At 48.5% G+C, this 16,559-nt stretch carries 13 protein-coding genes and 1 pseudogene; all 14 read right to left on the bottom strand.

Annotated features, from left to right (window positions below; genetic code table 11):
• Window positions 1-407: 407 nt before the first annotated feature.
• The gene (locus tag AC5162_RS03235) at window positions 408-1,088 is read right to left on the bottom strand and encodes an ABC transporter ATP-binding protein (RefSeq protein ID WP_496533810.1); all 681 of its coding nucleotides are present in this window, start codon (window positions 1,086-1,088) and stop codon (window positions 408-410) included.
• Between the two features lie 2 nt (window positions 1,089-1,090).
• On the bottom strand, window positions 1,091-2,146 hold the full coding sequence (locus AC5162_RS03230; RefSeq protein WP_496533809.1) for an ABC transporter permease: 1,056 nt from the start codon (window positions 2,144-2,146) through the stop codon (window positions 1,091-1,093).
• A 2-nt stretch (window positions 2,147-2,148) separates the two neighbouring features.
• On the bottom strand, window positions 2,149-2,652 hold the full coding sequence (locus AC5162_RS03225) for a TetR/AcrR family transcriptional regulator (RefSeq protein WP_496533808.1): 504 nt from the start codon (window positions 2,650-2,652) through the stop codon (window positions 2,149-2,151).
• Window positions 2,653-2,769: 117 nt separating this feature from the next.
• Window positions 2,770-3,876: pseudogene (locus tag AC5162_RS03220) on the bottom strand (PTS sugar transporter subunit IIC).
• 298 nt (window positions 3,877-4,174) lie between these two features.
• Complete coding sequence (locus AC5162_RS03215; RefSeq protein ID WP_496533894.1) at window positions 4,175-5,272, bottom strand: PTS sugar transporter subunit IIC; 1,098 nt, start codon at window positions 5,270-5,272, stop codon at window positions 4,175-4,177.
• Between the two features lie 385 nt (window positions 5,273-5,657).
• The gene (locus tag AC5162_RS03210; protein ID WP_496533807.1) at window positions 5,658-7,328 is read right to left on the bottom strand and encodes a formate--tetrahydrofolate ligase; all 1,671 of its coding nucleotides are present in this window, start codon (window positions 7,326-7,328) and stop codon (window positions 5,658-5,660) included.
• A gap of 12 nt (window positions 7,329-7,340) precedes the next feature.
• Window positions 7,341-8,603, bottom strand: coding sequence for a phosphoribosylamine--glycine ligase (gene purD, locus AC5162_RS03205; protein WP_496533806.1), 1,263 nt, complete (start codon window positions 8,601-8,603; stop codon window positions 7,341-7,343).
• Window positions 8,604-8,621: 18 nt separating this feature from the next.
• Window positions 8,622-10,148 carry a bifunctional phosphoribosylaminoimidazolecarboxamide formyltransferase/IMP cyclohydrolase gene (gene purH, locus AC5162_RS03200; protein ID WP_496533805.1) on the bottom strand — a complete coding sequence of 509 codons (1,527 nt, stop codon included), beginning with the start codon at window positions 10,146-10,148 and terminating at the stop codon, window positions 8,622-8,624.
• Complete coding sequence (purN, locus tag AC5162_RS03195) at window positions 10,145-10,747, bottom strand: phosphoribosylglycinamide formyltransferase (protein WP_496533804.1); 603 nt, start codon at window positions 10,745-10,747, stop codon at window positions 10,145-10,147. Before purN ends, purH begins: the two co-directional genes overlap by 4 nt.
• Window positions 10,732-11,790, bottom strand: a complete 1,059-nt coding sequence (gene purM / locus AC5162_RS03190; protein WP_496533803.1) for a phosphoribosylformylglycinamidine cyclo-ligase — start codon at window positions 11,788-11,790, stop codon at window positions 10,732-10,734. The genes purN and purM overlap by 16 nt, the downstream gene beginning before the upstream one ends.
• The gene (purF, locus tag AC5162_RS03185) at window positions 11,790-13,334 is read right to left on the bottom strand and encodes an amidophosphoribosyltransferase (protein ID WP_496533802.1); all 1,545 of its coding nucleotides are present in this window, start codon (window positions 13,332-13,334) and stop codon (window positions 11,790-11,792) included. Before purF ends, purM begins: the two co-directional genes overlap by 1 nt.
• An 11-nt stretch (window positions 13,335-13,345) precedes the next feature.
• Window positions 13,346-15,589: a phosphoribosylformylglycinamidine synthase subunit PurL gene (gene purL / locus AC5162_RS03180; RefSeq protein WP_496533801.1), complete on the bottom strand. Its 2,244-nt coding sequence runs from the start codon at window positions 15,587-15,589 to the stop codon at window positions 13,346-13,348.
• A 28-nt stretch (window positions 15,590-15,617) separates the two neighbouring features.
• Entirely contained in the window at window positions 15,618-16,286 is a 669-nt protein-coding gene (gene purQ / locus AC5162_RS03175) for a phosphoribosylformylglycinamidine synthase subunit PurQ (RefSeq protein ID WP_496533800.1), read from the bottom strand.
• 12 nt (window positions 16,287-16,298) lie between these two features.
• The gene (gene purS, locus AC5162_RS03170) at window positions 16,299-16,547 is read right to left on the bottom strand and encodes a phosphoribosylformylglycinamidine synthase subunit PurS (RefSeq protein ID WP_496533799.1); all 249 of its coding nucleotides are present in this window, start codon (window positions 16,545-16,547) and stop codon (window positions 16,299-16,301) included.
• Window positions 16,548-16,559: the final 12 nt, after the last annotated feature.

The following is a 16,559-nucleotide window of genomic DNA, read 5'->3' as shown; positions in this document are numbered from 1 at the left end:
ACGCGGTACCACCTTACTTATGCTTAAAAAGCATCACTCGTTATTCGATCAAAACTACTAATCGTCAGCTCTATAATGGGAGCGCCCAGTATGGTTTAATATCGCATACACCTTTAGGTGACGTTCATCCAAGCTTGCACGTGCTTTTCACCAACCAGCACTTCACTGTCCTACAAGACCAAGGATTACTACTTCCTAATCGTTTTTATTATCAATTTTTAATAATTATAACACCTCGGTTTAATCTTGCAACCCCTTTTTACTAATTTCCTTAATTTTTGTTTGAGAAGGGTCCAGCAAAAAGAAAAAAGTCTGATCTCAGCCCATGCCACCAGGGTTTAACGGGCCTAACGAAACCATCAACTAAAAAAGCCAGACCCTCACCCGGTCTAGCTTAGTGAGATGATTTACCAATCTGCTAGTCGGATCTGTCCATCTAGTAGCTGGTAGGTTTTGTCGGCATATTGCTTCAGCCGGTCGTCATGGGTAACCACCACGACCGCTTTACCTTCATTATTGGCAATTTCTTGTAAAATCTGGCCAACCTCGTTGACCTTGGCACTATCGAGCGAGGCGGTCGGCTCATCGGCCAGGATAATGTCCGGGTTGGTGTAAAGGGCCCGGGCGATGGCAACCCGTTGGCTTTGGCCACCGGACAATGTGCCGGGGTATTGGTTGAGCAAGCCCTTAATGCCCAAGCGGTCCAGGTACCTATCAAAGATTTCCTTGGCCAGGTTGCCAGCCGTTTTAACTTTGGCAGCCAGGTCAAACTGCTCTTGGACCGTCAAATAGGGGACCAGGTTATAGGACTGCAGGACAAAGCCCAGGTGGTCTAAGCGGAAGTGGTCCTTGGCCTTCTTAGATAGCTGGTCGACCTCTTGGCCATTAACCCGGACGGTTCCCGCACTAGGGGTTTGGAGGCCGGCCATCACTGTTAAGAGCGTACTTTTCCCAGTCCCGGACGGACCTAAAATCAAGGTCAGTTCTCCGGCATTGGCCGAAAAATCAACCTTGTCCAGGGCCTTAACCTGGTTTTGACCAGCCTGGCCAAAAATTTTACTAACATTGCTTAATTCAATCTTTTTCATTGTTAACCCTCAATTGCAACCACTGGGTCGATCTTATTAATTAACCGGGCTGGGACTAAGGCCCCGACTAGCCCCATCAGAACTAGGGCTAGTGCCACCGCTACCATCACCGACCAGTTGAAAGTCATCGGAACAACCGCCGGCATGGCTAAGGAGGTCAAGGCTGTTAAAATCAAGCTGATCAAAACAGAACCGACCATCATTACGACTGTCTGGACCAGGGTGTTTTTCACCAAATAGGCACTAGGAACTCCCTGAGCCCGCAAAACCCCAAAGTTTTTCATCTTCTGCAACGTCAAAATATAGAGGAAAATACCAATCACAACGACCGAAATCACCACTAAAAACCCGATCATAAAGAGAAAGGTCTTGTTCTGAGCGCTATAGCCGGGCATTTTATTAAAGAGCTCTGATTTTGATAGGACTGTTAAGTTTTGCTTGTTTACTCTGGCTACTTGGTGGCGACTAACAAGGCCAGAGCCGAGGTACTGGCTAGTAACGCCCTTAATGACACCCCACTGCGACTGAGACCCATAAACGATTGGCGCCATGTTGTATTCCGCACTCTTGGCAAAGCCGACAACTGTCAAGACTTGGTCGTTCAGGCCGATTTTGACACGTTGGCCAAGCTTGATTTTCTGATTTTCAAAATCAGTTGACAGCACGACTTCATTTTTGGTCTGCCACAACCGGCCCTTGGCGATCTTGATGGTCTGGCGAACCTGGCTGTCCTTGGATAAACCAACGAAAATTGATGACTGGCGAATGTTCCCCTTCTTCAAGATTCCAGGCGTTACCGAAAGCAAGTCCTGGTCAGAGTGCCTGACCTGGTCAACCTGGTCTTTTGTCAAAAGCGACTGGGTCAGGTCCCCGTTCGCATCCTTACTAAGCACAACCGACTTAGTCTGCCAGCTGTTGACCGCCGTCGTATTCTGGTTTGCTAGGCCAAGGGCCAGGGCCGTTAAAATAAAGATCAAGTAGGCTACCAAGGCGACGACTGCTAGAACTAAACCGTAGCGCAGCTTTTCTTTTTTAATTTCTTTGAGTGCTAAAAACATCGTTATTCCTTTTTCATTGCTTGCAAAACTTCAATAATCCCAGCCTTATCACTTGGCGACAGGAAGTAAGACCGGATTAGCTGGTGGACGACCACCGCATCACGGAAGGCTGGTAAGTCTTTTTTGATTGCCGTTGCATTAAAGGCTTGACCGTCTGCTGGCTGGTTGGCCTTCAGCACGACTTCATTGACAACATAGTAATGACGGAGAAAGTCATAATAGGGGCTTTCTTCGGCCTGGTTGATAAAGTCGATTGCTGCTTGGTAAGGGTCCTGGTCGAAAATCCCTTCGTGGATCACCGTCAAAACTTCGGCTAGGATATAGCGGTAGGCGTCTTCCAGGCTGTCAAAGTAGGTGTAAAAAGACCCCCGCGAAATCCCGGCGTCTTTAATAATATGGTTGACGTTGGCTTCTAAGAGCGAGAATTTTGAAAATTCTCCCCGCAAAACTTGGGTGATCTCGCCCTGCTTTTTGTCTTTTAAGTTTAGGAAAGTTTGTTTTGGCATAATCATTCTCCAATAATGACACAGTGTCATTTTTTAAATTCGAGGAATAGTTTACCACGAAATGACAGGGTGTCAATATCTCCGAAATAAAAAATCCCCGACCAGGGATTTTCAAAGTTAGATTAAGTCGAGGTGAGTTTGTCCTGACTTGATTAGACCAAAGGACCGCAACAACCGATAAAGCAAGTAGGACAAGGCTGCTGGCAAGACCACGCCAAAGCCGAGGAAGACCATTAGCATTCCTGGGTTTGAGCTCATCAGGTTCAGCGGCACAATCAAAGAAGTCAGACCCATCCCTGCCAGTGAGAATGGCACCGTCAAATGAAAGGCAACTGCTGCAATTGGGGCCGAAACCGCCGCTGAAACAACCGGTGGCAAAAAGAGCCAAGGGTTGCGGACCAAGTTTGGAAACTGGATCTTTGGTGTGACAAAGGCCTGGGCGATAAAGGTTCCGACCTTATTTTCATGGGCCGACATGACTGGATATGAAGAAAACATCGCTGCTGTCCCGACTAACATGGCCCCGGCCCCGATTGGTGACGTCACCCCCGTTGCTCCGATGGCAACCGCCAAGGCGGCGGATGAAGCCGGTGACATCAAGAAGAAAGCGAAGAGCATCGCCACCGAGGCACTTCCCAATACGGGGTTCCACTTAACGGTCGCTGCAATTCCCTCGCCCATTCCAACTAGGACAGGTGTGGTGACCCGGGCCAAATAATAGCCCGAAACGGTGCCGACCAAGGTCGTTAGGGCTGGCACGATAATCATATCAAGCGGTGTCTTCCCACTGAGCCACTTACCAAATAAGACGGCCACCAGAGCTGCCAAGACGGCCGAAATTGGCTGACCTGTTGTCAGCACAACCGAGCCAGCAGCTTGGACACTGGTAAAGCCAGTCGCCGTTGAAAGCTGCTGGGGGGCAGTGGTGAAAAGGGCCGCATTGGCACCAACCGTCGAAGCTGCCATGGCGGCAAACATGACCATCGTGTTGGTTTTAAGCTGGGAAGCCACCGCGACCCCAAAGGCGGCCGGGAGCATTACTTTGGCAATCAAGCCCAGTTGCAAAAAAGGTTCCCAATGGACAAACGTTGCAACCTACTGCATCAAAAAGCCCATTCCTAGGGTGACCAAGATGGCATTTGAAATCGCGGCGCTAACATTATAGGCTGTTTCACGCCAAGCTTCTTTGGTTGGCTTGGCTGGCGTCATCGCTTCCTTGGCCAGGGCCAACTCCTCTTCTACTGTTTGATTCTCTACTCTTGCATCCATCTGCTTATCCTTTCTCCAAACTCAAAAGAAAAGAGGTCCTAGCGCTAAGCGTTAGGACCTCTTCCACTCAGTTACTAATTTGCTAGTAACTGATCAGTAAAAATCAACCTACTAGTTAAGTTGTTAGTAAGCTGATAATAATAATTTGAGTTTGGGCAACGAAGTGATTGTTTGATTGTGTCATGTCATTACCCTCTTTTCTTTAAATGATAAAATTATTATAGCACGATGAGAAAATTCGTCGAGTTTTTTATTAAATCATTTCCAGATGCGTTTGCTTGGCCTTAATCCAACCAGCCTTCCGCATTCCCCAATAAATTGCAAAGGAAATTGCAGCTGGAACGACGACACCAACTACCATGTAGGCAGCAAAAATTCCGATGTTCTTCCCTGCTAAGGCCAGTGGGACAATAAAGGAGTTAAAGCCAATCCCGGCCATCGCATAAGGAACCGTAATATGGAAAATCATCGTGGCAATCGGAGCAGCCACCGCTGCGCCAACCATTGGTGGGATTAACAACAGCGGATTTTTAACAATATTTGGGAACTGAATCTTCGGTGTCACGATTCCTTGGGCAATTGTGGCCCCAATTTTATTTTCATGGAAAGACATTGCTGGGTACGAAACGAAAACGGCGGTGGTTCCAATCAAAATCGCACCCGCGGCATCAGCAGAGGTTGCCCCAGTAGCACCGATTGCAACTGCTAAAGCGGCAGCTGACGCTGGTGTCATCGTCAAAGCTCCAAAGACCATGGCAACCACAGCCGTTCCAATAATGGGACTGATAGCAACACTGGCAGTTACGCCCTTAGCGATGGCAACCAAGATTGGAGTTGTCACAATGGCCAAGTAGTAACCAGCAACCGTTCCAACAATGGTAGTCGCAGCCGGTACAATTACCATATCTAGTGGCGTCTTACCCGACAGCCACTTACCAAAGATGACGGCAACCAGTCCAGCCAAAACGGCCGAAATTGGTTGTCCAGTGGTCATGACCGCTGAACCGGCAACTTGCATGCTGGAATAACCAGTGACAGTTGCCAATTGCTGAGGTGCTGTTGTGAAAAAGACCGCGTTGGCGCCGACGGTCGAGGCCGCCATCGCTGAAAACATCACCATCGTATTGGTTTTCATTTGTGAGGCAATTGCAGCGCCAAAGGCGGCTGGCAACAAGATCTTGGTAATGGCTCCCAACTCAACCATTGGTGCCCAGTGGATAAAGCCAGCAATGGTTTGTAACAGCAAGCCCATTCCCAAGGTGACCAAAATGGCATTGGAAACAGCGGCACTGACGTTATAAACCATTTCTTTAATGTTGGCCTTTTCAACCTTTTGGCCAACGCCTTGCATTGTCTGTTCTTCTGCTGCCTTTACTTGGTCGGCAACACTGGCAGGTCTCTTCACATCCATAATTCTTCTCCTTATCAAATAAAAAAGGTCCTGACAGTTTGTAACTGTCAGGACCTTTTCCTTCAAACAGCTACTAGGGTTCTTCCTAGTAGCCAACAACTCAAAAACCAGCTTACTAGGATAGACTAAGCAAGCTGAGCAACAACGCCTTTGGAGCAGTCATGGTATTCTTTTGGAAAAAGTGTGCATTTGTCATAATCGGTCTCCTTTCAAGGTCGTTGTTTTAAATGATAAATAAATTATAACATGAGAAAATAATTAGACAAGCCTTTTTTTAATTTTATTTGTAAATAAAAAAGAATACTCAACGAGCATTCTTTAAAATTTAGAATAAGCCAGTAATCTGGCCGGATTCATCAATATCAATATCAAGAGCAGCCGGGTGTTTTGGTAGACCTGGCATGGTCAAGATTGACCCAGTCAAGGCCACCAAGAAACCCGCACCAAGCTTTGGCACAAACTCACGGATGTGAACAGTAAAGTTCTTCGGAGCCCCCAACTTCTTAGGTTCATCTGATAGAGAATACTGGGTTTTAGCCATTACAATTGGTAACTTGTCCCAACCGTGCTTAGCAAAGTCTGCCAGCTGCTTGGAGGCTTTGCTGGATAACTCAACCTCAGCGCCACCGTAAATATTTTGAACAATTTTAGTCAACTTATCAACGGCGGCATCATCTGCTTGGTACAACGGCTTAAAGTCGACACCGGCAGTCTGGTCAATCGTTTCAACCACAGCAGTGGCCAAGTCTTTCGCACCAGCACCACCCTGGGCCCAGACATCGGCCATATAGGCGGTTGCGCCCGCATCACGGACAAAGTCTTCCACTAGCTTGATTTCTGCTTCTGTATCCGCCGTAAAGCGATTAACGGCGACAATCACCGGCTTGCCATAGCGCTGCATGGCCTTGATGTTTTGACCAAGGTTTTCCAAGCCGGCCCGCAAGACGTCTAAGTTTTCATAATTAAGATCAGCTAAGGCTGCGCCCCCGTGGTGCTTCAAAGCCCGGACAGTGGCAACTACCACGACTGCATCCGGTGCTTTGCCAAGTTTTGGCACCTTAATGTCCATAAACTTTTCACCACCAAGGTCAGCACCAAAGCCAGCTTCCGTGACAACGTAGTCGGCCAACTTCAAGGCCGTCTTGGTTGCTTGAACGGAGTTGGTTCCCTGGGCAATATTGGCAAAGGGACCACCGTGAATAATAGCTGGCGTGTGAGCCAAGGTTTGGACCAAGTTCGGCTTAATTGCATCCTTTAACAAGACAGTCAAAGCCCCAGCAACACCCAAATCTTGGACCGTTAATGGCTCTTTATCGTAGTTGTAGGCAACAACAATCTTTTCGACCCGATGCTTCAAGTCTTGCAGGTCAGTTGAAAGGGTCAAAATCGCCATTAATTCAGAAGCGACAGTGATATCAAAACCATCTTCTCGAGGCACACCTGAAGTTGGCCCACCTAAGCCAATTGTCGTATGGCGCAAAGCCCGGTCGTTAATGTCCAAGACCCGCTTCCACAAGACCCGGCGAGGGTCGATTTGCAGGGGGTTCCCCTGGTAAATGCTATTATCCAAGGCGGCCGCCAGCGTATTATGGGCACTGGTCAAAGCATGAAAGTCACCGGTAAAGTGCAAGTTAATATCAGCCATCGGCACGACTTGGGAATACCCACCACCAGTGGCGCCACCCTTCAAGCCCATCACAGGGCCCAAAGAAGGTTCACGCAAGGCAATCATCGTCTTTTTACCAGCCAACTGTAAGGCATCCGCCAAGCCAACCGTGACCGTCGACTTACCTTCCCCGGCTGGAGTTGGGTTAATCGAGGTCACGAGAATTAATTTGCCCAAGGAATCCTTACGGGCAACGGCGGAATCCAAGTTAATCTTGGCCTTATCAAAACCGTAAGGTTCAATTTCTTGGCTTTGCAAGCCAGCTTTTTCGGCAATTTGGCTAATTGGCCAAACTTCGGCTTCTTGTGCGATTTCGATATCGGTTTTCATCGGAAAAATCCTCTACTCTCTTGTTAAATCAAGGGCCCAGTGGCCAATATCATGACGGTAAACCAGGTCACCGTGGTGGTCATCCAAGTGGGAGTAAACCGCTTCTTGGGCGGCCTTGGTGTTGACTGCATGGGCAATCACAGTGGCCACCCGGCCGCCATTAGCGACCAGGCCAGTCTCACTTGCTTTGGCCCCAGCATAGTTGACTGCCAATGGGGATAAGTCGGCGACACCCGGCACTTTTCCACCCTTTTCGGTGGCCGTTGGGTACCCTGGCGCCGCTAGCACTACCCCTAAGTATACCTCATCTTCTTGCCAGACTGCTGTAGGCTTTTTACCATCCAACAAATCCAAAACCAACTGGTAAAAATCAGATTGAAGCTGGGGCAAAACAACCTGGGCCTCGGGGTCCCCGAAGCGAACGTTGAATTCAACCACCTTTGGACCAGCAGCCGTCAACATCACCCCAGTATACAAGACGCCGGTAAAGGGCGTACCACGGTCAGCCATTGCTTGAAGAGTCGGCGTTACCAGTTCGTCAATGGCTTGGATGGCATCTTGGTCACGGAGCCAAGCCAAGGGACTGTACGCCCCCATCCCCCCGGTATTGGGACCACGGTCATGGTCATAACGGCGCTTGTGGTCTTGGGCCATTGGCGCGTGTACCACTTGGCCGTCCTTACCAACTAATGAAAAGATTGAAAATTCAACCCCGTTCATAAATTCTTCGATGACTAACTTGGCAGTAGCATCCTTAGAATACAGGCTTTGCAAGTATTCATCGGCTGAAGACTGGTCTTCAATAATCGTAACCCCTTTACCAAGGGCCAGACCATCTAACTTGAAGACTACCGGCCAGTCAAACTGGTCTAAGGCCTGTTGGGCAGCCAACTGGCCTTCAACCGTAACTGATTTGGCAGTGGGAATATTATTTTCAGAAAGCAAATCCTTGGTAAAGGTCTTTGACCCTTCGAGTTGGGCGGCAACAGCGTTTGGACCAAAAATCTTTAACCCTGCGGCCTGAAACCGATCGACAATCCCGTCAATCAAAGGATCTTCATTGCCGACAAAGGTTAAATCAACCTGGTTGTCCTGAGCTGCTTGGACCAATTGAGCCAAATTGGTTGCCGAAATGGCCAACCGAGTGAGTCCCTCATCTTGCATCCCGTCGTTACCGGGTGCCACAAAGACTCCGTCAACCTGTGAGCTTTTCAAAAATGTCTGTGCCAGGGCGTGTTCACGAGCCCCAGAACCAATCACCAATACCTTTGCCATGTAAACTTTTCCTCTTGCTTAGTGCTTGAAGTGACGACGACCAGAAAATACCAGGGCAACCCCTAATTGATTGGCCTTATCAATTGAATCTTGGTCTTTGATTGAACCACCCGGTTCAACAATCGCTGTAATGCCGTGTTCGGCAGCATATGAAACCGAATCATCCATTGGGAAGAAGGCGTCAGAAGCCAAAACAGCTTCGTCAAACCCTTGCTTGGTAGCTGCCTTTTGAATTGACATCTTAACGGAGTCGATTCGGTTTGGCTGACCGGCCCCAACCCCAAGGGTTTGACCATCACGTGCGACCACAATAGCATTTGACTTGGTGTGCTTAACGGCCTTTTGGGCAAAGACCATTGCCCGCAATTGAGCAGCTGTTGGTTGCTTGTCAGAAACGACCTTAAAATCGGCCTCTTCTTCACTCAACAGGTCCCGGTCTTGGGCGACAAAACCACCCAAGACACTGGTTACTTCCGTGCGGTTTGGTACGTCAGTCGTAAACGGCACTGTCAACAAGCGCAAGTTCTTCTTCTTAGCCAAAACGTCGTAGGCTTCATCCGTAAAACTTGGTGCGATGATGATTTCCAAGAAAATGGCATGCATCTTTTCGGCCGTTGCCAAATTAACTTCCCGGTTCAACGCCACAATGCCACCAAAAATTGAAATATTATCAGCAGCAAAGGCCTGGTCCCAGGCAGCTTCAATTGTCTGACCCTGGCCGATTCCGGCTGGGTTCATGTGCTTAACGGTCACAACCGTTGTGTCCTCGTATTCAGCGATAATCCGCAAAGCGGCATCCGCATCGCGGATATTATTGTAAGACAATTGCTTGCCATGCAAGATGTTGGCGTTCAAGATTGAGTAATCTTCTGGCATGCCACCCTTGTAAACGGCAGCATTTTGGTCTGGGTTTTCCCCGTACCGCATGTCGGCAAACTTCTCACCAGAAACCGTTAATTGGTTCGGGAATTCCTTTTCCGTCAAGTAACTAGCAATCAGGGCATCGTAAGCCGCAGTGTGTTGGAAGACCTTGGTAGCTAATTGCCGGCGGAAAGCCTGGTCGATATCATCAGCCTGCAAGTGTTCGATGACAGCATCATAGTCGGTTGGGTCAACCACTGGCAAAACTGCTGCGAAGTTCTTAGCCGCAGAACGGAGCATCGAAGGACCACCGATATCAATGTTTTCAATCGCATCCGCATCGGTTACATCTGGCTTTGAAATCGTTTCTTTAAAGGGATACAAGTTCACCACGACCATATCGATTGGGGTAATATTGTGGTCTTTCAAGGTTTGCATGTGTTCTGGCAAGTCACGCCGGGCCAACAGGGCCCCATGAACGCGAGGGTGTAGAGTCTTCACCCGGCCATCAAGCATTTCTGGAAATTCAGTTACTTCTTCAATGCCAATCACCTTCAAGCCAGCATCAGCCAAGGCCTTATGGGTTCCACCAGTTGAGACCAATTCAAAGCCAAGGTCGACTAGCTTCTTAGCAAATGGGACCAAGTTAGTCTTATCTGAAACACTTAACAATGCTCGTTTCATTGTACAAATACTCCCTCTTCTAATAATTGTGCCAGCACTGCTGGATACAACTTGTGTTCAACTGCATGAATCCGTTCTTCTAGGTCAGCCAACGAATCTTCTGGGTAGCGCGGTACCGCCTGTTGGGCGATGGCTGGTCCAGTATCAATCCCGTTGTCGATAAAGTGAACGGTCACACCGGTCTCAGAAACACCGGCTTCATAGGCGTCTTCAATACTGTGACGACCTGGAAACTTAGGTAATAAGGCCGGGTGCAAATTCACAATTTTCTTGGGAAAGGCCGACAACAAGGTGTCAGTTAAAATCCGCATATAACCGGCTAACAAAATCCCATCAACACCGTAAGACTGCAACTCTGCCACAATGGCAGCTTCGGCCGCCGCCTTGGTCTCAAAGTCGCGGTAGGCGACTTTGAAGACCGGGATATCTTTGGCTTTGGCTCGGTCAATCACCGGCGCATCGTGGTGGTCAACCACCACCAAAACGATTTGTGCTGCCAGCTTTTGGTCTTCGATTGCCTGTTCTAAGGCCGTAAAGTTGGTTCCCTTCCCAGAAGCAAAGACTGCCAACCGGGCTGTTTTATTTACTTGCTTGGCCATGGTGCCTCCCCAGTAAAGACAACGCTCTCTTGACCGGCCTGCTTTTTAATCAAGCGACCCACTTGGTAGGCTTGGTGACCACGTTTTTGCAAGTCAGCCAAAACATTTTTGGCATCCCCAGCAGCAACCACCAAAACCATTCCCAACCCATTGTTAAAGGTCAACAACATGTCTTCGAGTGATAAGTTACCAGCTTTTTGCAAGTGGTCAAAGATTGGCAAAATTGGCCATGATCCCCAGGTAACTTCAGCAGAAACCTCAGCTGACAAAGCCCGTGGCAAGTTTTCCACGATACCACCACCGGTAATGTGGGCAGCGGACTTCACCAAGTCCTGTTGAATCAAAGGCCAAACCGCCTTGGTGTACAACTTGGTTGGTTGAAGGACTTGAGCTTGCAAGTCGTCCGGAAGGCTATTAAAGTCTTCAGCATTTTCATGGATGCCAAGGACTGACCGGACCAAAGAATAACCGTTAGAATGGATACCAGAAGATGGCAAGCCAATCAAAACATCGCCTTCTCGGACATCGTTGTGGTTCAGCAAGTGGCTTTTATCAGCCACACCCACAGCAAAGGCGGCGAGGTCGTAGTGGTTTTCTTGGTACAGGCCTGGGAGTTCGGCGGACTCGCCGCCGACCAGGGCGATTTCTGCTTCCTTAGCGGCTTTGGCAATCCCAGTCACGATTTCGGCTGCGACAGCTGGCCGCATTTTATCAACGGCTAAGTAATCGAGCATAAAGGCTGGCTTAGCCCCCTGGGCCAAGATGTCGTTGACAACCATGCCGACCAGGTCCTGGCCGATGGTGTTATTCTTTTTAGCCGCGATGGCAAGCAACAACTTCGTGCCAACACCATCAGCACCGCTGACCAAAACTGGCTCTTTCAGATTAGAATCTAAGGCGTACAAAGAACCAAAGCCACCAAGCCCCTCTAAAACGTTTGGTGTATAAGTTTCTTTGACAGCGGTCGACATCATTTTGACCGCTTGGTTACCGGCTTCAATATCAACACCGGCATTTTCGTATGCGTTGGCCTTCTCTGCCATTAATGTGCTCCTTGTTCAGCCCACTGGTCTTCTGCAGCGTTGACTGGGTGGTAAGTCGTCTTTGGCTCTTCGTCAAAGGTCACTTCGCCAGTCTTCGCTTCTTCTTTTAGTTCAGGACTGTAATCATAAATTGGGCTTGGGTAATGACCGTCAAAGTAGGCGGTCGTCAAACCAGACTTACCGTCTTTAATTTTCAGGTCGATTGACTTGATTAATGAGTCGGTGCTCAAGAAGGCCAGTGAATCGGCCTCAATGATTTCGGTCATTTCGGCAAGTGAGTGGTCGTTACCAAGCAATTCAGCCCGAGTTTGAACATCAATGCCGTAAAAAGCGGGGTACTTGAAGACCGGGCTAGCAATCCGGACGTGGACTGACTTAGCACCCGCTTCTTTTAGCATCCGGACGATATAGCGAGAAGTTGTTCCACGAACCAAAGAATCATCGACCAAAACCACGTTTTGCCCTTTGACAACCGCTTCAACCGCCGACAGCTTCATCCGCACGGCCCGTTCGCGCTTGTCTTGGGTGGCCTCAATAAAGGTTCGGGCAATGTATTGGTTTTTCACCAAGCCCATTTCATTTGGCAACCCAGCCGCTTCAGCGTAGCCCGAAGCAGCACTCAAACTTGAGTTTGGCACCCCAACGACAATGTCAGCGCCCGAAACCGGTTGCTCCTTGGCCAAAGATGCCCCCATCCGCTTCCGAGCTTGGTGGACATTAATACCATGAATATCAGAGTCGGGACGAGCGAAGTAAACGTACTCCATCACGTCAACGTCCAATGTCGTCTTATCGGTAAAGTGGGTAATTTTCATCCCATCTTGGTCGATTCGAATCAATTCGCCCGGTTGGACGTCGCGGACATACTTGGCACCAACCACGTGCAAAGCAGCGGTTTCAGAGGTCACCACATAGCTGCCAGAGTCTGGCATTTGACCAACAACAAAGGGCCGGAAACCATGTGGGTCCAACATCGCGTACAAAGCGTGGGGCGTCAACAACAAGAAAGCAAAGCCACCACGCAATTGATTCAAAGCGTCTTTGATTTTGTCATCAAAGGTTTCAGCTTTTGACCGACGAATCAAGTGCAAGATGATTTCAGAGTCAGAAGATGATTGGAAAATCGCCCCTTCTTCTTCCAAATGGTTGCGCAAGGTCTTGGCATTGGTTAAGTTTCCATTGTGGGCCAGGGCCATTTGCATATCATGGAAATTGGCCATCAAAGGTTGGATGTTTTCAATGCCGTGAGCACCAGCAGTCGCATAGCGGAGGTGGCCAATCGCGGCCTTGCCTTGCAATGCTTCTAAGCGCCGGGGGTCTGAAAAAACATCGGCAACAAGGCCAATTCCACGTTCTTGCCAGAGGTGGCCACCGTTATTGGCGACAATGCCTGCCCCTTCTTGGCCACGGTGTTGGAGGGCATGCAAGCCATAATACGTTAGGTTAGCCGCATTTTCCCGGTCCCAAACGCCAAAAATTCCACATTCTTCATTCAAAGAGGAATAGGCGGCTTGACCCGTCACTTGATTCAGATACTGTTCCATTTTTCCTACCTCTATTCAGCCATCAGTTCAGGAATTGCATTTTGGTAACGGTCCTTAGCTGTCTTAGTTGCTAGGTTCAATTGCCCATCATTAGTTTGAATCTTCATTTGACCGTCGGTGGTCACTTGGCCTAACTTGGCAAAAGTTGCCTGTGATTCGGCCAAAACGGCCTCGACCTTGGCTTGGTTTTCAGCCTTAACTGACAAAACAAACCGTCCTGACGTTTCAGCAAAGACCTGGGCCGTTGTGCCGGCAAAGTCCGCTTCAAAGCCAAAGCCTTTCGTCAAAGCAGCTTCAGCCAAAGCAACCGCCAAGCCACCTTCGCTCAAGTCATGAGCACTGACAACCAGGTCTGCTTGGATAGCAGCCAAAACTGCCTTCTGGTTAACTACTTCAGCGTCTTCGTCAAAGTCAAAGAGCTTACCGGCGATTGCACCAGTTTGCATCTTTTGGATTTCTGACCCGTTAAAGGAATCCTTGGTCTCACCAACCAAGTAAATTAAGTCACCAACTTCTTCAAAGTTAGCCCACGTGATATGGCGGTTATCTTCCACCAAACCAACCATGCCGACCATTGCCGTTGGCATAATCGCCTTTTCATCAGTTTCGTTATACAAGGAAACGTTCCCTGAAATAACGGGTGTGTTCAACTTTTGGGCCATTTCTGACAAGCCTTCAACCCCTTGGTGGAGTTCATAATAAACTTCTGGATTATCAGGCGAACCAAAGTTCAAGCAATCCGTCATTCCAATTGGCAAAGCCCCGGTCGCAACCAGGTTCCGGCCGGCTTCAGCAACTGCCATCTTACCGCCAACCTTCGGGTCTAAGGTCATATAACGACTATTAACATCGGTAGTCATCGACAAGGCCTTCTTTGTGCCGCGAATCCGAGTTACCCCGGCATCCCCCCCCGGCTTAACAACCGTGTCGGCACGGACCTGGGAATCAAAGTGGCGGAAAAGACTGGCCTTGGAAGCAATTGTTGGTTGGGCCAACAAGTCTTGCCAAACCTCAGACGGTTTTGTTACTTTTGGCTGGTACTGGTTTTGGTCAGCTTCTTTAATCCGAACTGGTTCCACTTGTTCTAACTTTGGTTCTGGGGCGTTAGTTAAGAAGTCGATATCAACATCGGCAACCGTTTCCTCTTGAAAATCCAAACGGTAACGGCTATCATCGGTTACCTTTCCAATCGCAACCGCATCCAAACCAACCTTCTTAAATAAGTCGATTACTGGTTGTTCTTCACCCTTTTTCACAACCAAAAGCATCCGTTCTTGGGATTCGGACAACATTAATTCGTATGGTGTTAGAGCGTCTTCTCGTTGGGGAACCAAGTCAAGGTTCAATTCGATTCCAGTTCCAGCCTTGGAAGCCATTTCAGAACTTGATGACAAAAGGCCAGCAGCCCCCATGTCTTGGATGCCAATAATGCTTTCGCCATACTTTTGAATGGCTTCAATCGTGGCATCCATCACCAATTTTTCCAAGAAGGGGTCACCAACTTGGACAGCTGACCGGTCTGATTCTTCAGTTGACGAAAATTCAGCAGAGGCAAAGCTTGCACCGTTAATCCCATCACGACCAGTCTTAGCCCCAACATAAATAATGGTGTTCCCTGAACCCTTGGCCTGACCAACCTGCATCGCTGATTGGTCAACCAAACCAACGGACATCACGTTCACCAGTGGGTTTCCCTTATAAGAATCATCAAAGGCAATTTCACCACCAAGGTTTGGAATCCCAATGGCATTGCCGTAACCAGCAATTCCAGCAATGACGCCATCGACGATTTGCCGGGTCTTAGAATCATCTAATTCACCAAAACGAAGGGAATCTAAGACTGCAATTGGCTGGGCACCCATCGAAAAGATGTCTCGAAGGATGCCCCCAACACCCGTCGCAGCCCCTTCATAGGGTTCAACAAAGGATGGGTGGTTGTGACTTTCAGCCTTGAAGACAACCGCTTGGCCGTCGCCAATATCCAAAATTCCAGCCCCTTCACCAGGCCCTTGCAAGACTCGGTCATTTTTTGACCAGAACTTCCGTAAGGCCGGCTTCGATTTTTTGTAAGAGCAGTGCTCTGACCACATTCCAGAAAAAATACCAGCTTCTGTATAGTTTGGCTTACGACCCAATTTTTTCACAATCAAATCGTATTCATGGTCAGTCAAACCCCAATCAGCGTAAATCCGCTGGTCGGCGATCTCTTCTGGGCTTGGTTCATTGGCCATCGGATTTACCGGTGCAGTTGTCATTGTTTCTCTCCTTTACCAAACAAAAACATTAAGCTTGTACTTTTTTAGCAGCTAATAAGCTTTCAAAGAAGGCCCGCCCCTGGTCGTTACCAGTCAAGGCATCAACAGCTCGTTCTGGGTGAGGCATCATTCCAAAGACATTGCCAGCCTTGTTCATCACACCGGCAATCCGGTCCATTGACCCGTTCACGTTTTCTTGGTAACGGAAGATGACCTGGTTGTTAGCTTCTAATTCTTTCAAAGTGGCTTCATCAGCAATGTAATTTCCTTCACCGTGGGCGATTGGTACCTTGATCACTTGCCCCTTGTCCAACTGGTTGGCAAAGGCCGACTGGTTGTTTTCAACGGTCAAATTAACTTCGTCGCAGATAAAACCTGGTTGTTCATTCACCAATAACTGTCCTGGCAGTAAACCAGCTTCCGTCAAAATTTGGAAGCCATTGCAAATACCAATTACCAATTGACCGTTATCAGCTGCCTTTTTAACAGCATCCATGGCCGGCGAAAACTTGGCAACCGCCCCTGAACGAAGGTAGTCTCCGTATGAGAAACCACCAGGCAAGAAGATGGCATCATATTCAGCTAGGTCACTAGCCTGGTCATCTAATAAGTCAACTTCACAGTCAAATGATTCCAAGGCGTAGTACATATCCTTGTCACAGTTTGATCCTGGAAAAGTAATTACTGCAGCTTTCATCACCGGTTCTCCTTAAAGTTCTTCTAAGTCGTAGGTATAAGTTTCAGTGTTGTGGTTGATCAACAACTCTTTGACCAAGTCCTCAACTTCCTTAGCGACTGCTTCCTTTGAGTCACCTGAAAGCTTGACTTGGAAGTACTTTCCTTGGGTCACATCTTCGATTCCCTGGTAGTCCAACCGTTCCAAGGCAGACTTAATCACGACACCCTGTGGGTCTAAGATTGATGGCTTGTAAGTTACGTAAATTTTTGCCAAATACATTGGGTTTTCCTC

The organism is Fructobacillus sp. ChS1-6f1-1-27 (genome assembly GCF_059579415.1).
The sequence above is the reverse complement of the archived record's forward strand: the minus strand, read 5'-3'. Positions and strand labels throughout refer to the sequence as shown.